The organism is Pseudomonas sp. LFM046, from assembly GCF_000949385.2.
Taxonomy (GTDB): Bacteria; Pseudomonadota; Gammaproteobacteria; order Pseudomonadales; family Pseudomonadaceae; genus Metapseudomonas.
The window spans coordinates 5372139-5392156 of sequence record NZ_JYKO02000001.1 but is presented as its reverse complement, the minus strand read 5'-3'; the positions used below and the strand labels follow the sequence as shown (position 1 = coordinate 5392156).

Genomic DNA, 20018 nt, shown 5'->3' with positions numbered 1-20018 from the left:
CGCAGCGGGGCGGAATGCCCGAATGAAGACTCAGATGGGGGGCCTTGCCCGGCTTTTCAACCGGGCAAGGTGATTACCGGCTCAACGGCTCTGGCGCTGCTGTAACAGCAGATTGCTGAAGCCGCTGCCGGCCAATTGCTTCTGTGCCGACGCGAGTTGCTCGCGATTGGCGAAGGGGCCAACCAGCACGCGGTACCAGGTTTCCTCGCGGACGGTGCCGGATTCCACCTGGACGTTCTGGCCCAGGAGAATGATCTGGGCGCGCACCCGGTCGGCGTCATCGCGCTTGCGGAAGGAACCCGCCTGGAGGAAGAACTGGTTGGTGACCGGCGCCTTGGCCACCACCGGCGGCGGAGGCACGGACTGACCGTTGAGGGCGGCCTGAGCGCGTGCGGCGTCGAGCTTCGCGGCTTCCTCGGGGCTGACCGGCTTCTGGTCCTGCGGTGTGGCAGGCGTTTCCTTGGGTACGGCTTCGGGCGGCACTATGACCTCCGACTCCGGCAGCAGGGTGTAGAAGTCGTATTTCGGTTTTGCCGGCTCCTGTGGTGCGGGAGGAGTCGGCTTGCCCTGGACCTTGCCAGCGTCGCTGCCGGCCTTCCCGCCGGCGGTGCCCGCCGCTGCCTGCTCGGGTTTGGTCCGGCGCACTTCGTCGCGGCCGGGCTCGAGCTGGTTCAGGAACACCACAAAGCCACCGATGACCAATCCGATGGCCAGCCAGACCCAGCCAGGCACCGGTTTCTTCGCCGGCGCCTGGTAGCGGCTTGCGCCGCGTTTGGGGGGGGTGGTTTTTTTCTTCGCCATAGTCCGTTACATGCGTTCCAGGGTTTGCAGGCCGAGCAGTTCCAGGCCCTGCTTGAGGGTGCGGCCGGTCAGCGCGGCGAGGCGCAGGCGGCTTTGCTGAGTGGCCTGGTCCTCGGCGGTGAGGATCGGGCAGTTCTCGTAGAAGCTGGAGAACAGACCCGCCAGGTCATAGAGGTAGGCGCAGAGAATGTGGGGCACACCCTTCTCGGCGACGTTGTTCAGGGTGTCGGCGAACTGGGCCAGCTTGGCGGCCAGGGCCTGCTCCTGATCGGCGGCGAGGATGATCTGGCCGTCCACTTCGCTGTAGTCCTTGCCCAGTTTGCGGAATACGCTGGCCACGCGGGTGTAGGCGTAGAGCAGGTAGGGCGCGGTGTTGCCCTCGAAACTCAGCATCAGCTCGAAGTTGAAGCTGTAGTCGCTGGTGCGGTGCTTGGACAGGTCGGCGTACTTCACCGCGCCGATGCCCACGGCGCGGGCGATGGTGCGCAGCTCGGCTTCGTCCAGCTCGGGGTTCTTGGCTTTCACCAGGTCGTAGGCACGCTGCTCGGCTTCATCCAGCAGGTCGATCAGCTTCACGGTGCCGCCGTCGCGGGTCTTGAACGGACGGCCGTCGGCGCCGTTCATGGTGCCGAAGCCCATGTGCTCCATGTCGAAGCTGTCGGCCACGAAGCCCGCCAGGCGGGCGCAGGCGAAGACCATCTGGAAGTGCAGGGCCTGGCGCTGGTCGACGAAGTAGAGGGCGCGGTCGGCCTTGAGCACGCCGCTGCGGTAGCGGGTGGCGGCCAGGTCGGTGGTGGCGTACAGGTAGCCACCGCCAGCCTTCTGCACGATCAACGGCAGCGGGTTGCCTTCGGCGTTCTTGAACTCGTCCATGAACACGCACAGGGCACCGTCGCTTTCGGTGAGCAGGCCCTTGGCGCGCAGGTCGGCGACAACGTTGGGCAGGTCGTCGTTGTAGGCGCTCTCGCCCTTCACGTCGGCCATGGTGAGCTTCACGCCCAGACGGTCATAGACGGCCTGGCAGTGGCTCAGGGAGATGTCGTTGAAACGGGTCCACAGGCTCAGGCACTCGGGGTCGCCGGCCTGCAGCTTGACCACCAGCTCGCGGGCGCGGTCGGCGAACTCGGGGGATTCGTCGAAGCGCTTCTTGGCGGCGCGGTAGAAGGATTCCAGGTCCGACAGCTCGGCGTCGCTGCCGACCGGCTGCTCCTGCATGTAGGCCAGCAGCATGCCGAACTGGGTGCCCCAGTCCCCCACGTGGTTCTGGCGGATTACGGTGTCGCCGAGGAACTCCAGCACGCGGGCGACGCCGTCACCGATGATGGTGGAGCGCAGGTGGCCGACGTGCATTTCCTTGGCCAGGTTCGGCGCCGAGAGGTCGACCACCACGCGCTGCTGCGGGCCGTTCTTGCGCACGCCGAGGTGATCGTCAGCCAGTGCGGCTTCGAGGCGCTGGGCCAGGGCCTGTGTGTTCTGGAAGAAGTTGAGGAAGCCGGGGCCGGCGATTTCCACCTTGGTCACCTGGTCGTCCTGGGGCAGGGCGGCGATGAGCTTCTCAGCCAGGTCGCGCGGCTTCATGCCGGCGGGCTTGGCCAGCATCATGGCGATATTGCTGGCGAAATCGCCGTGGCTCTTGTCCTTGGTGTTTTCCACCTGGATGGCCGGGCTGAGGCCCTCGGGCAGCACGCCCTCGCTGGCGAGTCGGGTCAGGGCTTGCTGGATCAGCTGGCGAATGGTGTCTTTCATCTTCTGCTCTTCCGGCCACCCGGGAAGGGCTGGCGCTGGTTGAAAACTGTGCATTATCGGCGGCCTGCGGCCGCAGCTTCAAGTTTTAAGCCGCAAGCCGCAAGCACGGCCTGGTGCTGTCGGCCGAGCGGTCGGGGCTAGAACAGGTCGATGGGGTCGACATCCAGGGACCAGCGCACGGCGCGGCCGCCGGGCAACTGCTCCAGTGCCTGGCTCCAGGGCGTCAGCAGGCGGTGCAGCGGCGCCCGGGCGTTGGCCTGCAGCAGCAGCTGCGCACGGTAGCGGCCGGCGCGTCGTTCCATGGGGGCGGGCACCGGGCCCAGCAATTCCACGCCATTCAGGCCCAGGTCGGCCAATTGGTGCTCCGCTTCGGTGCAGGCGCTGTCGAGGAAGTCCTCCGCCTGGCCGGGCTTGTGCGCTTCGGCACGCAGCAGGGCGAGATGGGCGAAGGGTGGCAGGCCGGCCGCGCGCCGCTCGGAGAGGGCCTGCTCAGCGAAGGCGAAGTAACCCTGCTCGGTGAGCTGCACCAGCAATGGGTGGTCGGCCAGGTGGGTCTGGATGATCACCCGCCCCGGCTCTTCGGCGCGCCCGGCACGGCCCGCCACCTGGACGATGAGCTGGGCCATGCGCTCGCTGGCGCGGAAGTCGGCGGAGAACAGGCCGCCATCGGCATCGAGGATGGCCACCAGGGTGACCCGGGGGAAATGGTGCCCCTTGGCGAGCATCTGGGTGCCCACCAGGATGCAGGGCTCGCCGCGCTGGATGGTGGCGAACAGCTTGTCCATGGCGTCCTTGCGCGCCGTGCTATCACGGTCGATGCGCAACACCGGGGTTTTCGGGAAAAGGATCGACAGGCGCTCCTCTGCGCGCTCGGTGCCGGCGCCCACTGGGCGCAGATCCACGCGCCCGCAGTCGGGGCAACTGGGCGGTTGGCGCTGGGTATGGCCGCAATGGTGACAGCGCAGTTCGTTGAAGCGTTGGTGCAGAGTCATGCGCGCATCGCAGCGTGGGCACTGGCTGATCCAGCCGCAGTCGTGGCACAGCAGGGTGGGGGCGAAGCCGCGACGGTTGAGGAACACCAACACCTGCTGGCCGGCGGCCAGGGTCTGGGCGATGGCCTGCTGCAGGGGCATGGAGATGCCGGAGTCCAGGGGCAGGCTCTTCACGTCCAGGCGCAGGAAGCGCGGTTGTTTGGCGCCGCCGGCGCGTTGGGTCAGGCGCAGCAGGCCGTAGCGACCGGCATGGGCGTTCTGCAGGCTTTCCAGGGACGGCGTGGCCGAGCCCAGCAGGATCGGGATGTTGTCCTGGCGGGCGCGTACCAGAGCCAGGTCGCGGGCGTGGTAGCGCAGGCCTTCCTGCTGTTTATAGGAAGCGTCGTGCTCCTCGTCGATGATGATCAGGCCGGGATTCTTCATGGGCGTGAAGAGCGCGGAGCGGGTGCCGATGATGATGTCGGCCTCGCCGTCCCGAGCGGCCAGCCAGGCATCCAGGCGCTCGCGATCGTTCACCGCCGAGTGGAGCAGGGCGATGCGTGCATTGAAGCGGCGGGAGAAGCGCTCCAGGGTCTGGGGGCCGAGATTGATTTCGGGAATCAGCACCAGGGCCTGCTTGCCGGCTTCCAGGGTCTGGCGGATCAGCTGCAAGTAGACCTCGGTCTTGCCGCTGCCGGTGACCCCCGCCAGCAGCAGGGCATTGAAGCTGCCGAAGGAGGCGTGCACCGCGTCGAAGGCGGCGCGCTGCTCGGGGTTGAGCGGCAGCTCCGGCTGGGCCAGCAGAGGGCCATGGCGTTCGCTGGAGGCCTGACGGCGCACTTCGACTCGCGCCAGTCCCTTGTCCAGCAGAATATCCAGGCTGTCCTTGTTCAGCTGGAGCTGGCTAAGCAGCTGGTGGGCCACGCCGTGGGGGTGCTGGGCGAGGGTCGCCAGGGCCTGGCGCTGGCGCGGTGCTCGGGCCAGGCGCGGGTCGTCGAGGCTGGCGCCGGGGACGGCATGCCAGAAGCGCTCCTGCCGCGCCTCGGCCGGTTCGCCTTGGCGCAGCAGTACCGGCAGCGCCCAGCTCAGGGTATCCCCCAGGCTGTGCTGGTAGTACTGGGCCGTCCAGAGGCACAGCTTGAACAGCGCGGGCGGCAGGGGCGGATGCTTGTCCAGCAGCTCCAGGGCGGGCTTGAGCTTGTCCGCCGGCACCTCGCTTGTCTCGGCCAGTTCGACCAGCACGCCGATGATCTCACGGCGGCCGAAGGGCACCCGCAGGCGCACCCCCGGCTGCAGGGCAGCGCGGGGCACGCCAGCCGGCGCCCGGTAGTCGAACAGGCGGCGCAGGGGCGAGGGCAGGGCGAGGCGCAGGATGGGGGCGTCGGACAAGGGGCGATCCCGGGTGAAAAGCCGCGATCTTAGCATGGCTCCGTGCGACAGCCGGTGCGGCCGGCACCTTGCAACACCCCCTCACTCTGGTATCATCCGCCGCCTGTTTCCGTGCGGTGCTCGACATAGGGTCGGGTGGCGGCACGCCAGACCTGAGGATCAAGCAATGAAACCGGAAATCCATCCCGAATACGTAGCGATCGAAGCCACTTGCAGCTGCGGCAACGTCATCAAGACCCGCTCCACCCTCGGCAAGAACATCAGCCTCGACGTGTGCTCCGAGTGCCACCCGTTCTACACCGGCAAGCAGAAAGTGCTGGACACCGGCGGCCGTATCGATCGCTTCAAGCAGCGTTTCGGTGTGTTCGGCACCAAGTAAGTGCCCGAACAGCCCGGGAAGGCCGAATGGCCAAGTCCCCGCTGACGAAAAAGGCGCCTTTGACAGGCGCCTTTTTCTTTTTTCTGGTCCTGAGTTTTTCCCTTCAGGCCGCCTGCCCGGTCCCGGGCAGAGTGCCTTCCTACAAAGTCCTCAAGGTCGTCGATGGTGACACTCTGCGCCTATCTGACGGCCGAAATGTTCGTCTGATCGGTCTGAATGCGCCCGAGCTTGCTCGCAAGGGGCGGCCAGCAGAGCCCTACGCAGAGGCGGCTCGCAGGCGTCTGGCCGAACTGGTGAAATCCAGTGACGGCCGCGTTGGCCTGCGCCTGGGGAGTGAGCCACGAGACCGGTACGGTCGCACCCTCGCTCATCTCTATGACAGCCGTGGTCGCAACCTGGAGGAGCGTCTGCTCGCTGAAGGGTTGGGCTTCCATGTCGCCATCGCCCCGAACGCCGCTCTCAGCGATTGTCATGCCGTCGCCGAGCGAGAGGCGCGTCGGGCCGGGCGTGGTCTGTGGCGCAGGCCGCCCCAGCAGTCGCCCTGGCAACTGCGTCAGTCCGGCTTTGCGCTGTTACAGGGGCGAGTGGTCAAGGTGGAGCGCAATCGCGGCGGGGTCTGGGTCCGGCTGGACGGTCCGCTGGTGCTGCGGATCGAGCCGAAGCGTTTGCGGCAGTTCGATGTCGCCGCGCTGGAGCGCCTGGTGGGGCGGCGGGTGGAAGCGCGGGGCTGGGTAATTGACCGTGCGCGAAGGGGCGGCGTAAATACTGGAGAATCCCGCTGGATGCTTCCGCTCACCCATCACGCAATGCTTGAGGTACTTCGATGAAATGGCCCGCGCTCACTCTGGCGCTGCTGCTGGCTCCCTCCTTCCTGGCCGGTTGTGCGGTCAACCCAGCCACTGGCAAGACCAACTTCGTGATGATGAGCGAGCAGCAGGAACTGGATCTCGGCCGCCGTTACAACCAGGAAATTGCCAAGCAGAATCCGCGCTACGCCGATGACCAGCTCCAGGCCTATGTCCAGCAGGTGGGGCAGCGGGTAGCCAGCCACAGCCACCGCGCCAACATTCCTTACCAGTTCACCGTCGTCGATTCGCCGGACATCAACGCCTTCGCCCTGCCGGGTGGCTACATCTATATCCATCGCGGTCTGCTGGCGTACCTGGGGTCGGAAGCCGAACTCGCCGCCGTGCTGGGGCACGAGGTGGGTCATGTGACGGCGCGGCACAGCGTGCAGCAGCAGAGCCAGTCCACCGCCTGGAACATTCTCGGCCAGGCGGTGGCCATCGGCACCGGCGTTGGCGCTGCGGGCGACCTGACCAATGTGCTGGGAACCGCTTTCGTGCGTGGATACGGCCGCGACATGGAGCTGGAGGCCGACGGACTCGGCGCCCAGTACCTGGCGCGCAGCGGCTACGACCCGCAGGCCATGATCGAAGTGGTCGAGGTGCTGAAGAATCAGGAGGAGTTCGCCCAGGACCAGGCTCGGCGCAAGGGGCAGTCGGCTCCGCCATCGAGCTACCACGGTCTGTTCGATACCCACCCGGATAATGACAAGCGTCTGCAGCAGGTGGTCGGTCCGGCTCGCGCTCTGGTCGGTGGCAACCAGGTCGTGAATCGTGAGGTCTTCCTCAAGCATCTGGAGGGCCTGCCCTTCGGCGATTCGGAGCAAACCGGCGTGCGCCGCGGCCAAGACTTCTACCACGCTGAACTGAATTTCACGCTGCACTTCCCGAACGGCTGGGGCCTGGTCAATCGCCCTGATGCGGTGATCACCCACAGTCCGGATCAGCAGGCCTTTATTGCCCTGACGCTGGATGGACAGAAGCCGGCCATGGAGCCGGCGGAATACCTGAGGAGGAAAGCCAGGGGGCAGCGTCTGAACATGGAAGAGCCGCTGCAGCTGGCGGGTCTTCAGGGCGCGACCGCCGTGATGCCCGGAAGCCCGGCCCGGCGCGTGGCGGTGATCTACAAGGACGACAAGGTGTACCTCTTTGTGGGCGCCATTCGCAATCAGGCCTCCCTGGAGAGCCAGGACGACAACTTCATGGCGGTGATCCGGAGCTTCCGTCCACTGAAGAAGGAAGAACTGGCCCTGGCCCAGCCGCTGCGCCTCCATGTGATCCAGGTGAAGTCCGGTCAGACCATTGCCAGCCTGGCCCGGGACAGCAAGTTACCGGGGACTCAGGCGGATCTGGAAAATCGTATCCGATTGCTCAATAATTTGTATCCAATCGGCGAGCCAAAGCCTGGAGACTGGCTTAAAGTCTTACGTTAGAGGGGTTGACGGCCGGTGACTGAACGGTCTTGTTAGCCCCCGGCATCTTGCGTATGCTCGCCGGTCACGTCTGTCACAAGCAAAAGCGGAAATGCCAAAATGTCTGATCTGAAAACGGCCGCTCTCGAATACCATGCCCAACCCCGCCCCGGGAAACTCAGCGTCGAGCTGACCAAGCCGACCGCCACCGCCCGCGACCTGTCGCTGGCTTACAGCCCGGGCGTCGCCGAGCCGGTACGCGAAATCGCGCGCGATCCCGAACTGGCCTTCAAGTACACCGGCAAGGGCAACCTGGTAGCGGTTATTTCCGACGGCACCGCGATTCTCGGTCTGGGCAACCTCGGCCCGCTGGCCTCCAAGCCGGTAATGGAAGGCAAAGGCGTCCTGTTCAAGCGCTTCGCTGGTATCGACGTATTCGACATCGAAGTGGACGCTGAAAGCCCGCAGGCCTTCATCGACACCGTCAAGCGCATTTCCATCACCTTCGGCGGCATCAACCTCGAAGACATCAAGGCGCCGGAGTGCTTCGAGATCGAGCGCACCCTGATCGAGCAGTGCGACATCCCGGTATTCCACGATGACCAGCACGGTACCGCCATCGTGACCGCGGCCGGCATGCTCAACGCCCTGGAAATCGCTGGCAAGGACCTGGCTGACGCCAAGATCGTCTGCCTCGGCGCTGGCGCAGCCGCCATCTCCTGCATGAAGCTGCTGGTGAGCATGGGTGCCAAGGTCGAGAACATCTTCATGATCGACCGCAAGGGTGTGATCCACGCTGGCCGTGACGACCTGAACCAGTACAAGGCTGTGTTCGCCCACGAGACCGAGAAGCGCACCCTGTCCGAAGCCCTCGATGGCGCGGACGTGTTCGTCGGCCTGTCCGGTGCCAACCTGCTGAGCCCGGAAGACCTGAAGCGCATGGCGGCCAACCCGATCGTCTTCGCCTGCTCCAACCCGGACCCGGAAATCAAGCCGGAGCTGGCTCACGAGACCCGCAGCGACGTGATCATGGCCACCGGTCGTTCCGACTACCCGAACCAGGTCAACAACGTGCTGGGCTTCCCCTTCATCTTCCGCGGTGCTCTGGACGTTCGCGCCACCCGCATCAACGAAGAAATGAAGATTGCCGCTGCCGTGGCCCTGCGTGACCTGGCCAAGCTGCCGGTGCCGAAGGACGTCTGCGACGCCTACGGTGTGGCTTCCCTGGAGTTCGGCCGTGAGTACATCATTCCGAAGCCCATGGACAAGCGCCTGATCACCGTCGTATCCGATGCCGTTGCCAAGGCCGCCATCGAGTCCGGCGTAGCGACCCTGCCCTATCCGAAGCACTATCCGCTGAAGTCGGTGGATGAAGTGTTCAACGGCTAAGCCGAGTCCCAATAAAAAGCCCCGCTGATGCGGGGCTTTTTATTGGGCGCCTGTTCGTCAGAACAGGTCGATCGGCGCGGCTTCGTCGGCTGGCAGCGGACTGCCGGGAATGGCCAGGCCGGGCTCGAACTCGCTCATGGGCGGCGGCGTGTCTTCGCTCTTGAACAGCTCGAAGAAGGCATCCGGCGTACCCGGAGTCGCCGCGCGACCGCTGAGCGGGTCGATGCGCAGGGTCAGCAGGCCAGCCGGTTCGGGCTGGACGTGGGCCGGCTTGTCCTTCAGCGCGGCGCCCATGTAGCTCATCCAGATCGGCAGGGCCACGGTGCCGCCGTACTCGTGGCGGCCAAGGCTTTCCGGCTGGTCGAAGCCGACCCAGACAGTGGTGACGAAGTCGGAGTTGTAGCCGGAGAACCAGCTGTCTTTGGATTCGTTGGTGGTGCCCGTCTTGCCGGCGATGTCACTGCGGCCCATGGAAAGGGCTCGGCGGCCGGTACCGCGCTTGATCACATCCTGCAGCATGCTGTTGAGGATGTAGGTGGTGCGCGGGTCGATGATGCGTTCGGCGACGGCGGGTGCCTGGCTCTGCGGTGCCGCGGCGGCGGCGGAGGCCAGCAGCGTATCCGGTGCCGCGCTGCTTTGTGCGATCTCGTTGGAGGGCGTCTCGCCCTGGGGGACGCGCGCCGGGTTCGCAACGAACAGCGTCTTGCCGTCACGGCTTTCGATGCGCTCGATCAGGTACGGCTGAACCTTGTAGCCGCCGTTGGCGAAGGTGCTCCAGCCACCCGCGATCTCCAGCGGAGTCAGGTTGGCGGTACCCAGGGCGAGGGAGAGGTTGCGCGGCAGGTCATCCTTGTTGAAGCCGAAGCGACTGACGTAGTTCAGCGCATAGTCGATGCCGATGGCCTGGAGAACGCGGATCGATACCAGGTTACGCGACTTGTACAGGGCTTCCCGCAGGCGGATCGGACCAAGGAACGTGTTGTTGTCGTTCTTCGGTCGCCAGGCTTCTTCCATGCCAGCTTCCTGGAAGACGATAGGGGCATCGTTGACCAGGCTGGCGGCAGTGAAGCCGTTGTCCAGCGCTGCTGCATACAGGAAGGGCTTGAAGCTGGAGCCCGGCTGACGCTTGGCCTGGGCGGCGCGGTTGTAGTTGCTTTGCTCGAACGAGAAGCCGCCCACCAAGGCGCGAATGGCGCCGTCGTTCGGGTCGAGGGAGACCAGGGCGCTCTGGGCGGCCGGCAGCTGGACGAAGCGCAGGCTGCCGTCGGCCTGGCGCTGCACCCGAATCAGATCGCCGACCTGGGTGACTTCCGCCGGTTGCTGCGGGCGCGGACCGAGGCTATTGGTGTTGAGGAAGGGGCGGGCCCATTTCATGCTGTCCCAGCTGACGGCCTCTTCCTTGCCGCTGCGGGTCAGCACCAGGATGCCGCTCTTCTCCACTTGGGTGACGATGGCTGGGTCGAGTCCGCCAAGGGATTTCTGCTTGCCCAGTTCCTGCAGCCAGGTTTCCTTGGTCATGCCGGGCAGGCGGGTTTCCGGGCCGCGGTAGCCGTGACGCTGGTCATAGTCGATCAGCCCCTCGCGCAGTGCGGTGTTGGCGACTTCCTGCAGATTGCTCGGGACGGTGGTGGTGACGCGGAAGCCCTCGGTGTAGGCGTCGCTGCCATAGCGGCCGACCATTTCGGCGCGAGCCATTTCGGCAATATAGGGGGCGGCCAGTTCCGGGGTGGGAACGTGGTAGCTGGCGTCGATCGGCTCGCTGATGGCCTGCTTGTAGCGGGCCTCGTCGATGCGGCCGAGCTTGTACATGCGGCCGAGGATCCAGTCGCGGCGTTCCTTGCTGCGGGCCGGGTTGACCAGCGGGTTGAAGCGCGACGGTGCCTTGGGTAGGCCGGCGATCATGGCCATCTGTGCCAGGCTGATCTCGCGGATGGACTTGCCGTAGTAAACCTGTGCGGCTGCCTCGATACCGTAGGCGCGGTTACCGAGGTAGATCTTGTTCACATAAAGTTCAAGAATTTCGTCTTTGCTGAGTTCCCGTTCAATTTGCAGGGCCAGCAATATTTCATTGATCTTGCGGGAGAAACTTCTTTCGCTGGTGAGGAAGTAGTTCTTCGCCACCTGCATGGTGATGGTGCTACCGCCCGTCTGGATGTGCCCGGTCTTCAATAATTGCGTGGCAGCGCGCATCAGGCTCGTGAGGTCGACGCCATAATGATTGGCGAAATTGTCGTCCTCGGCAGCCAGCAGGGCCTGGATGAAGTCCGGCGGAATGTCCGCGAAGCGCACGGGGGAGCGGCGCATCTCGCCGAATTCGGCGATCAGCTTGCCATCGCTGCTGTACACGCGCAGCGGGATCTGCAGCTGAATGCGACGCAGCGAATCGACTGACGGAAGGCTAGGGCTAAGATAGAGGTAGGCGCCGCTGAAACTGAGCAACAGGCCACAGAAAACGGCAACGAAGGACCACCAGAAAAACTTCAGCAGGCGCATCAAGGCTTGTGGATTTCCAGATAAAAGAATGAGTTAAGCGGAAGCTGATGATAAAAGGCAAAAGCCGATCACATTATAAGCGTTTTTTTTCCGAGGGAGCCATTTGCGCTTCTGTCAAGACTGCTATTTAATGTGGAAAAACATAAATCGTCTGTAAGTCTCGGACACGGATAGGAAATCGGTCGTGCTAGGGCTCTTCAATAAGAAAGCGAATTCGCTGTTGGGGATCGACATCAGCTCGACCTCAGTAAAGCTCCTTGAATTGAGTCGCTCGGGAAGCCGCTTCAAAGTGGAGTCCTATGCCGTCGAGCCGCTCCCGCCAAATGCCGTGGTGGAAAAGAACATCGCGGAGCTGGAAGGGGTGGGCCAGGCGCTTTCCCGAGTGGTCACCAAGGCGCGTACCGGGGCCAAGCTGGCTGCGGTAGCCGTGGCCGGTTCAGCCGTGATCACCAAGACCATCGAGATGGAATCCGGCCTCTCCGACGACGATCTGGAAAATCAGCTGAAAATCGAAGCTGACCAGTACATTCCCTATCCGCTGGAAGAAGTGGCCATCGATTTCGAAGTGCAGGGCCCTTCCGCGCGCAACCCGGAGCGGGTCGACGTCCTGCTGGCCGCTTGCCGGAGGGAGAACGTCGAGGTGCGCGAGGCCGCGCTGGCATTGGCTGGTCTGAGCGCCAAGGTGGTCGACGTCGAGGCCTACGCGCTGGAACGTGCGTATTCGCTGCTGTCGGCTCAGCTCGGTGACGGGAATGACGAGCTGACGGTGGCTGTGGTCGACATCGGTGCCACCATGACGACCCTCAGCGTGCTGCACAACGGTCGCACCATCTATACCCGTGAACAACTCTTCGGCGGCCGCCAGCTGACCGAGGAAATCCAGCGTCGCTATGGCCTCTCGGTCGAGGAAGCCGGTCTTGCCAAGAAGCAGGGCGGTCTTCCGGATGACTACGACAGCGAGGTCCTTCAACCGTTCAAGGATGCCGTTGTCCAGCAAGTTTCCCGTTCCCTGCAGTTCTTCTTCGCTGCGGGTCAGTTCAACGATGTGGACTACATCCTCCTGGCGGGCGGCACCGCTTCGATTCCCGATCTGGATCGCCTCATCCAGCAGAAGATCGGAACTCCGACGCTGGTTGCCAACCCCTTCGCCGACATGGCGCTGAGCAGCAAGGTCAATGCAGGCGCACTGGCCAGTGATGCGCCGGCCCTGATGATTGCTTGTGGCTTGGCGATGAGGAGTTTCGACTGATGGCGCGCATCAACCTACTCCCCTGGCGCGAACAGCTGCGCGAGGAGCGCAAGCAGCGCTTTCTGGTAGCGCTGGGCGCTGTCCTGGCTCTGGGCGCTGGTGCAGTGTTCCTGGGTGACCAGTACCTGAACCACGCCATCGAGAACCAGCAGGCGCGCAACAACTTCGTGCGTAAGGAAATCGCCGTCCTTGATGCGCGAATCAAGGAAATCAGCGAGCTGAAAACCCGCCGCCAGCAGTTGCTCGAGCGGATGAAGATCATCCAGGACCTCCAGGGCAACCGGCCGATCATTGGTCGAGTATTCGACCAACTGGTGCGCACACTGCCCGATGGTGTCTTCTTCACCGGCCTGAAGATGACCGGCAAGACTATCGCCATCGTCGGCGCCGCCGAGTCGAACAATCGGGTTTCCAACCTGATGCGCAACCTGGATGCCTCGGAATGGCTGATGTCGCCTAATCTCACCGAGGTCAAGGCCATCACGGCAGGCGCCGTTGACCAGGCCAACGTCTTCCAGTTGACCGTCCAGCAGACCCAGCCCAGTGCCGAAGATGGGGCCCTCAACAAAACAGTTGCCCAACCGGCGGCCGCCCAGCCTGGAGCCAACAATAAATGAGCCTGTCCGACTCGCTCGATAGCCTCCGCAAGATCGACCTGGCCGATCTGGATGTGAACAACCTGGGTTCTTGGCCGATCGCGGTCAAGGTGATTGCCTGCATCTTGGTTTTGGCCCTGGTCCTGGCGGCGGGATACAACTTCCATCTGAAGGATCTGCAGGCTGAGCTCGATCAATATCGCGCTGAAGAAGAAAGCCTTAAACAGCAGTTCGCCACCAAGGCGTTCCAGGCCGCCAACCTGGAGGCCTACAAGGAACAGATGAAGGAGATGGAAACCTCCTTTGGTGCCCTGCTGCGCCAGCTGCCCAGTGACACTGAGGTGCCCGGCCTGCTGGAAGACATCACCCGCACCGGTCTGGGCAGCGGCCTCGAATTCGAGGAGATCAAGCTGCTGCCCGAGGCCACCCAGCAGTTCTACATCGAGTTGCCGATCAGGATCTCGGTTGTGGGGGGATATCACGACCTGGCCACCTTCGTCAGTGGTGTAGCCAGCCTGCCGCGAATCGTCACCCTGCATGATTTCGAGCTCAGCCCGGCCGACAAGGACAGCGGCTCCAAGCTGCGCATGTCGATCCTGGCCAAGACCTACCGTTACAACGACAAGGGGCTGCAGAAATGAGTAGTGCTCGCGCCCGCCTGGCGCTCTGCGCCCTGATGCTCGCCAGCCTTTCCGGTTGCGGCGTTGGCGATGATTTCAGCGACCTCCAGGCCTACATGGATGAGGTGCGTGCCCGTCCGAAGGGCACCATCGAGCCCCTGCCGAAATTCCAGCCTTACGAGGCCTTCACGTACAGCGCCGCAGCATTGCGCAGCCCCTTCCAGCCGCCGATCAAGATCGATCTGGCCCAGCAGCAGAAGGGCTCGAAGGACGTTCACCCGGATGAAACCCGGGTCAAACAGTTCCTCGAGGGCTTCAATATCGAGTCCTTCGAGATGGTGGGCACCCTGTCCAACGCCTCGGGGACCTTCGCCTTGATCAGTGGTGCGGGAGGGGTGCACCGGGTCAAAGTCGGGGATTACCTGGGGCGCAACCACGGCCGAATCATTTCGATCGACCAGGCCAAGGTTGATGTGATCGAGATAGTCCCGGACGGTGAGGGCGGATGGCTGGAGCGTCCGCGGAGTCTCGCGCTCAGGGAGCGCTCTTGAGGCGAGGTGAACCGATGAAGAATAACTACCGGTCTGCACAACGGAACCAGATGATGAAAAGCTCGCTATCGCGCCTTGGTATCACGCTATTGGCTGCCCTGCTGTCGCCAGCGCTGCTGGCAGCGAATCTCCAGGCGCTGGATGTTGCGGCCCTGCCGGGCGACAGGGTTGAACTCAAACTGGGCTTCGATGAGCCAGTGGCCGCTCCCCGCGGCTACACCATCGAGCAGCCGGCGCGTATCGCTCTGGACTTGCCAGGTGTTGCCAACAAGCTCGGCACCAAGAATCGCGAGCTGGGCGTAGGCAATGCCCGCAGCGTGACCGTGGTCGAGGCCAAGGATCGCACTCGCCTGATCATCAACCTGTCCACCCTGGCGCCTTACAGTACTCGTGTGGAAGGCCAGAATCTTTATGTGCTGGTGGGGGACTCCACCCCTGTGCCGGCGTCCGCACGTCCCGTTGCGGCTGCCTCCACTGCGATGCCGGCCCCGGCTCCGGTGGCCACCCCGCTGACCGCTTCCAAGCCGGCCAAGAGCTACGGCGCTACCGGCCGTGCTATCGAGAACATCGATTTCCAGCGTGGTGAGCAGGGTGAGGGCAATGTGGTCATCACCCTGTCCGATCCCAGCGTGAGTCCGGATATCCAGGAGCAGGGTGGCAAGATTCGCCTGGATTTCTCCAAGACCCAGCTGCCTGAACCACTGCGCGTGCGCCTGGATGTGAAGGATTTCGCCACTCCGGTGCAGTTCGTCAGCGCCTCGGGCTCTGGCAGCAATGCCAGCATCAGCATCGAGCCGACCGGCTTCTACGACTACCTGGCCTACCAGACCGACAACAAGCTGACTGTCAGCATCAAGCCGCTGAGCCAGGACGATGTCGAGAAGCGCAAGGCCCAGCGATTCGCCTATTCCGGCGAGAAGCTGTCGCTGAACTTCCAGGACATCGATGTGCGCTCGGTGCTGCAGTTGATCGCCGACTTCACCGACCTCAACCTGGTGGCTTCCGACACCGTGCAGGGCAACATCACCCTGCGCCTGCAGAACGTGCCCTGGGATCAAGCACTGGACCTGGTCCTGAAGACCAAGGGTCTGGACAAACGCAAGGTGGGTAACGTGCTGCTGGTGGCTCCGGCTGACGAGATCGCTGCCCGCGAGCGCCAGGAACTGGAATCCCAGAAGCAGATCGCGGAACTGGCGCCCCTGCGTCGTGAGCTGATTCAGGTGAACTACGCCAAGGCTGCGGATATCGCCAAGCTGTTCCAGTCCGTTACCAGTGGTGACCCGAGTGCTGCTGGCTCTGACGAGCGCGGCTCCATCACCGTGGACGATCGAACCAACAGCATCATCGCTTACCAGACTGAAGAGAAGCTGGAGGAGTTGCGCCGCATCGTTACTCAACTGGATATCCCGGTTCGCCAGGTGATGATCGAAGCCCGCATCGTCGAAGCCAACGTCGACTACGACAAGGCGCTTGGTGTGGAGTGGCGCGGCGCCAGCATCGGTGACAACAATTTCGTGGTTGGCGGTGGTGGCGCCGGCCGCCCGGCTGCTGGGCAGGCGGGTAACGTCAACCTGGCCAACGCGCCCTTCGTTGATCTCGGTGCAACCGGCGCGACATCCAGCATTGGCATTGGCTTCATTACCGACAACACCATCCTCGATCTTGAGCTGTCGGCGATGGAGAAGACCGGTAACGGCGAGATCGTTTCCCAGCCCAAGGTGGTCACCTCGGACAAGGAAACCGCCAAGATCCTCAAGGGTCAGGAAGTGCCCTACCAGGAGGCCAGTTCCAGCGGCGCCACCAGCACCTCCTTCAAGGAAGCGGCGCTGTCCCTGGAGGTGACCCCGCAAATCACCCCAGACAACCGAATCATCATGGAAGTGAAGGTCACCAAGGATGCGCCGGACTTTGGTAACGCGCTGAACGGTGTACCGCCGATCAACAAAAACGAGGTCAACGCCAAGGTGCTGGTCAACGATGGTGAAACCATTGTCATAGGTGGGGTATTCTCCAACACCCAAACCAAGGCGGTGGACAAGGTGCCCTTCCTCGGCGACCTGCCCTTCCTCGGCCGCATGTTCCGTCGCGACGTGGTTCAGGACAAGAAATCCGAGCTCCTGGTATTCCTCACTCCCCGTATCATGAACAACCAGGCTATTGCGGTGAGTCGCTGATATCGGTGCGAAATTTGATTCTGATCGGCCCGATGGGAGCAGGAAAAAGCACCATCGGGCGTTTGCTTGCCAAAGAACTGCGTCTTCCCTTCAAGGACTCCGATAAGGAAATCGAACAGCGCACCGGCGCGGATATCCCCTGGATATTCGACGTTGAGGGCGAACAGGGCTTCCGTGATCGCGAACAGGCGATGATCGAAGAGCTCTGCGGCCATGATGGCGTCGTCCTGGCAACGGGTGGTGGCGCGGTCCTGCGCTCTGCCAATCGTCAGGCGCTGCGCTCGGGGGGGCGTGTCGTCTATCTGCACACTTCGGTTGAGCAGCAGATCGAACGGACGGCCCGGGATCGAAATCGGCCGCTGTTGCGCTCCGCTGACCCGGGAAAAGTCCTGCGCGACCTGATGGCGATTCGCGATCCGCTCTACCGTGAGATCGCCGACATCATCATCGAGACGGACGAGCGTCCGCCGCGCATGGTGGTGCAAGAGATACTGGCGCGCCTGCAAGCATTACCGCCCCGTTAAAGCGCGGGCGGAACTGCGCTATCCTTTAGCCCTTTTTCAGTCGGGGGCCCCATGCGGACACTTCAGGTCGATCTTGGCGAGCGTAGCTATCCCATCCATATCGGTTCGGGCTTGCTGTCGCAGCCAGAACTCTTCAAGCCGCACATTGCTGGTCGGCAGGTGGCCATTGTCACCAATGAGACCGTCGCGCCCCTCTATCTGGAAAAGCTGACCAAGACCCTTCAGGGTTACTCGGTATTGCCCGTGGTGCTGCCTGACGGCGAGGCCCACAAGAACTGGGAAACCCTGCAGCTGATCTTCGACGCCCTGCTGGGTGCCCGTCACGATCGCCGGACCACCATCATCGCCCTCGGTGGTGGCGTGATCGGCGACATGGCCGGTTTCGCGGCTGCTTGCTACCAGCGTGGCGTGGACTTCATTCAAGTGCCCACCACCCTGCTGTCCCAGGTGGATTCGTCGGTCGGAGGCAAGACCGGCATCAACCACCCGCTGGGCAAGAACATGGTCGGGGCCTTCTACCAGCCGAAGGCGGTGATCATCGACACCGACAGCCTGACCACCCTGCCGGAGCGCGAGCTTTCCGCTGGCCTGGCCGAAGTGATCAAGTACGGCCTGATCTGCGATGAGCCCTTCCTGCCCTGGCTGGCGGAGAAAATGCCCGCCCTGTGTGGTCTCGATGCGACCGCCCTGACCGAAGCCATCGAACGCTCCTGTGCCGCCAAGGCACGGGTGGTTGGGGTCGATGAGCGCGAGTCCGGCCTGCGCGCCATTCTCAACCTGGGCCACACTTTTGGCCACGCCATCGAGACCCAGATGGGCTATGGCGTCTGGCTGCACGGCGAGGCGGTGTCGGCGGGCACCGTCATGGCCCTCGAAATGTCCAGCCGCCTGGGCTGGATTTCCACCGACGAGCGCAATTCGGCGATCCGTCTGTTGCGTAGCGCCGGCTTGCCGGTCGTGCCGCCAGCGGAGATGACGCCGGAACAATTCCTTCAGCACATGGCCGTAGACAAGAAAGTCCTTGATGGCCAGCTGCGTCTGGTGCTGCTGCGCCGGATCGGCGAGGCCATCGTGACTGCCGATTATCCGCGTGACGTGCTGGAGGCCACCCTGGCCGCCGACTACCGCGCCCTGGCCGACCAGCTTGGAGAGTAAAGGATTCCCATGAGCAGCCTGCACGCAGACGAGGCGTATCTCGGTCACTATCAATTCACCCACGACCCCTTCGCGGCTCGGGTTCCCGGCTTCAAGTTCTTCCCGGCCCAGCGCAAGCCGGTGCTGGGCCAACTGCATCATCTGGCGCGCTACAGTCAACTGATGCTGGTGGTAAGCGGCCCCCACGGCAGCGGCAAGACCCTGCTACGCCAGGCCTTGGTGGCCAGCACCAACAAGCAGGCCGTGCAAAGCGTGGTGGTGTCGGCACGCAGTTCGGTCGAGGCGGGCGGCCTGCTGCGGCAGATCGCCCAGGGGCTGAACATCGCTCAGGCTGACCTGCACTCGATTCTCGCTCAGATCGGCCAACTGGCCCTGACCGGCCAGGAGGTATACCTCCTCGTGGACGATGCTGAGGAGCTGGACGACGCTTCCCTCGATCACTTGCTGGCCCTGACCCAGGGCAATGGCGAAGCCCGTGCCCATGTGTTCTTGTTTGGCGAGGATGCGCTGCTGGCGCGTCTGGATGCGCTGGCCGAAGGCGAGGAGCGTTTCCACGTCATCGAGCTGCAGCCCTACAACCCGGAAGAGACCCGTGAATACCTCGCCCAGCGACTCGAAGGTGCCGGGCGCGGTGTTGACCTGTTGAGCGAAGAGCAGGCGGAAGAAATCCATCTGCAATCCGGCGGCTGGCCGGGCGCGATCAACCAGGTGGCCCGTGATCTGTTGATCGAAGCGATGCTTGCCCAGCGTGGTGCTTCGCGGAAATCTTCCGCGGGCTTCAACCTGCCGAAGAAGCATTTGCTGGCTCTGGCTGTCGTCGGGGTTGGCGTGGTTGCCGCCTGGATGATGCAGGGGCGCAACGAAGGTAGTGTCGAAAGCGCACCAGCCACCGCCCAGCTACCGCTGGACCAGGCTCCGGCTGGTCAAGCTCCGGCAGAAGGCGACTCGGGCGCTCCGGCAGTCGAGTTCGCCGGTTCCTCCCAGCCGTTGCCGCTGCCTCTGGTGGGTGAAGCTCAGCCTGTGATTCGCGAGCCGCTGGCCCAGGCTGCGGGTCAGGGCGAGCCGGAAGATGGCCCGGCGCCCGAGGGGGCTGCGAACGTGCCGCCGACCGTCACCACCATCGCGCCGCCGCAGGGTGCGGCTGCCAGCCCGGCGCCTGCCGCACCGGTTCAGCCAATTGCTTCGCCGCAATCGCTGCCCGCGCCGGTTCAGCCTATTGCTGCCGCGCCTGTCGCACCGGCTGCGCCTGCTCCCCAGGTCGCTGCGCCCAAGCCGGCCGCTGTGGCCCCGACGCCGGCTCCGGCATCCGCCACCAAGCCTGCCCCGGCTCCGGTCCAGGCCGTGGCCAAGCCCACCGAGAAGCCAGCTCCAGCGCCTGCCGCTTCCGCCGCGGGTGGTGTCGCCAGCAATGGCTGGTATGGCAGCCAGTCCAGCAGCCATTTCGCGCTGCAGGTGCTGGGTACCAGCTCGGAGAGCAGCGCCAAAGCGTTTGTGCAACAGAATGGCGGTCAATACCGCTACTTCAAGAAACTGCACCAGGGCAAGGCGCTCTATGTCGTGACCTATGGCAGCTTCCCCAGCCGTGCGGCCGCCCAGGCCGCAATCAAGGCCTTGCCGGCCAAGGTCCAGGCTGGTAAACCGTGGCCCAAGACCTTTGCCAGCATCCAACAGGAGATGGCTCGCTAGTTCCACGCGAGCCTGATCCCCCGCCTTCTGACTGGGTG

16 protein-coding genes are annotated in these 20018 nt (G+C 63.9%); 12 read left to right on the top strand and 4 right to left on the bottom strand.

Annotation, left to right across the window (positions count from 1 at the left end):
- Positions 1-81 precede the first annotated feature (81 nt).
- The 3 genes from TQ98_RS24745 to TQ98_RS24735 form a co-directional block, all read right to left on the bottom strand.
- On the bottom strand, positions 82-801 hold the full coding sequence (locus TQ98_RS24745; RefSeq protein ID WP_044870822.1) for an SPOR domain-containing protein: 720 nt from the start codon (positions 799-801) through the stop codon (positions 82-84).
- 6 nt (positions 802-807) lie between these two features.
- On the bottom strand, positions 808-2547 hold the full coding sequence (gene argS / locus TQ98_RS24740) for an arginine--tRNA ligase (RefSeq protein ID WP_044870823.1): 1740 nt from the start codon (positions 2545-2547) through the stop codon (positions 808-810).
- Between the two features lie 137 nt (positions 2548-2684).
- On the bottom strand, positions 2685-4907 hold the full coding sequence (locus TQ98_RS24735) for a primosomal protein N' (protein ID WP_177410197.1): 2223 nt from the start codon (positions 4905-4907) through the stop codon (positions 2685-2687).
- A gap of 166 nt (positions 4908-5073) precedes the next feature.
- Here TQ98_RS24735 and rpmE point away from each other — a divergent pair, with 166 nt between their 5' ends.
- The 4 genes from rpmE (at position 5074) to TQ98_RS24715 (ending at position 8932) form a co-directional block, all read left to right on the top strand.
- Positions 5074-5286 (top strand): 50S ribosomal protein L31, encoded by a 213-nt coding sequence (rpmE, locus tag TQ98_RS24730; RefSeq protein WP_028629801.1) that lies wholly within the window; start codon positions 5074-5076, stop codon positions 5284-5286.
- Positions 5287-5312: 26 nt separating this feature from the next.
- On the top strand, positions 5313-6113 hold the full coding sequence (locus tag TQ98_RS24725) for a thermonuclease family protein (protein WP_044870825.1): 801 nt from the start codon (positions 5313-5315) through the stop codon (positions 6111-6113).
- The gene (locus TQ98_RS24720; protein WP_044870826.1) at positions 6110-7564 is read left to right on the top strand and encodes a M48 family metalloprotease; all 1455 of its coding nucleotides are present in this window, start codon (positions 6110-6112) and stop codon (positions 7562-7564) included. Before TQ98_RS24725 ends, TQ98_RS24720 begins: the two co-directional genes overlap by 4 nt.
- A gap of 99 nt (positions 7565-7663) precedes the next feature.
- Positions 7664-8932 carry a malic enzyme-like NAD(P)-binding protein gene (locus TQ98_RS24715; RefSeq protein WP_044870827.1) on the top strand — a complete coding sequence of 423 codons (1269 nt, stop codon included), beginning with the start codon at positions 7664-7666 and terminating at the stop codon, positions 8930-8932.
- Between the two features lie 57 nt (positions 8933-8989).
- Here TQ98_RS24715 and TQ98_RS24710 read toward each other — a convergent pair whose 3' ends face one another.
- A complete protein-coding gene (locus TQ98_RS24710; protein WP_177410196.1) occupies positions 8990-11425 on the bottom strand; it encodes a penicillin-binding protein 1A in 2436 nt (811 codons plus the stop codon).
- 184 nt (positions 11426-11609) lie between these two features.
- Here TQ98_RS24710 and TQ98_RS24705 point away from each other — a divergent pair, with 184 nt between their 5' ends.
- Genes TQ98_RS24705 through TQ98_RS24670 form a run of 8 tightly spaced genes read left to right on the top strand, consistent with a single transcriptional unit; the run spans position 11610 to position 19980 of the window.
- Positions 11610-12674, top strand: coding sequence for a pilus assembly protein PilM (locus TQ98_RS24705; RefSeq protein ID WP_044870829.1), 1065 nt, complete (start codon positions 11610-11612; stop codon positions 12672-12674).
- On the top strand, positions 12674-13291 hold the full coding sequence (pilN, locus tag TQ98_RS24700) for a type 4a pilus biogenesis protein PilN (protein WP_044870830.1): 618 nt from the start codon (positions 12674-12676) through the stop codon (positions 13289-13291). The genes TQ98_RS24705 and pilN overlap by 1 nt, the downstream gene beginning before the upstream one ends.
- Positions 13288-13911: a type 4a pilus biogenesis protein PilO gene (gene pilO / locus TQ98_RS24695; RefSeq protein WP_044870831.1), complete on the top strand. Its 624-nt coding sequence runs from the start codon at positions 13288-13290 to the stop codon at positions 13909-13911. The genes pilN and pilO overlap by 4 nt, the downstream gene beginning before the upstream one ends.
- The gene (pilP, locus tag TQ98_RS24690; RefSeq protein WP_044870832.1) at positions 13908-14441 is read left to right on the top strand and encodes a type 4a pilus biogenesis lipoprotein PilP; all 534 of its coding nucleotides are present in this window, start codon (positions 13908-13910) and stop codon (positions 14439-14441) included. Before pilO ends, pilP begins: the two co-directional genes overlap by 4 nt.
- Positions 14442-14494: 53 nt before the next feature.
- Positions 14495-16615, top strand: a complete 2121-nt coding sequence (gene pilQ / locus TQ98_RS24685; protein WP_044870833.1) for a type IV pilus secretin PilQ — start codon at positions 14495-14497, stop codon at positions 16613-16615.
- Positions 16616-16620: 5 nt separating this feature from the next.
- A complete protein-coding gene (aroK, locus tag TQ98_RS24680; RefSeq protein WP_082073142.1) occupies positions 16621-17139 on the top strand; it encodes a shikimate kinase AroK in 519 nt (172 codons plus the stop codon).
- A gap of 51 nt (positions 17140-17190) precedes the next feature.
- The gene (aroB, locus tag TQ98_RS24675; protein ID WP_044870835.1) at positions 17191-18294 is read left to right on the top strand and encodes a 3-dehydroquinate synthase; all 1104 of its coding nucleotides are present in this window, start codon (positions 17191-17193) and stop codon (positions 18292-18294) included.
- A 9-nt stretch (positions 18295-18303) separates the two neighbouring features.
- Positions 18304-19980: an AAA family ATPase gene (locus TQ98_RS24670; RefSeq protein WP_103103083.1), complete on the top strand. Its 1677-nt coding sequence runs from the start codon at positions 18304-18306 to the stop codon at positions 19978-19980.
- The last annotated feature ends 38 nt before the right edge of the window (positions 19981-20018 follow it).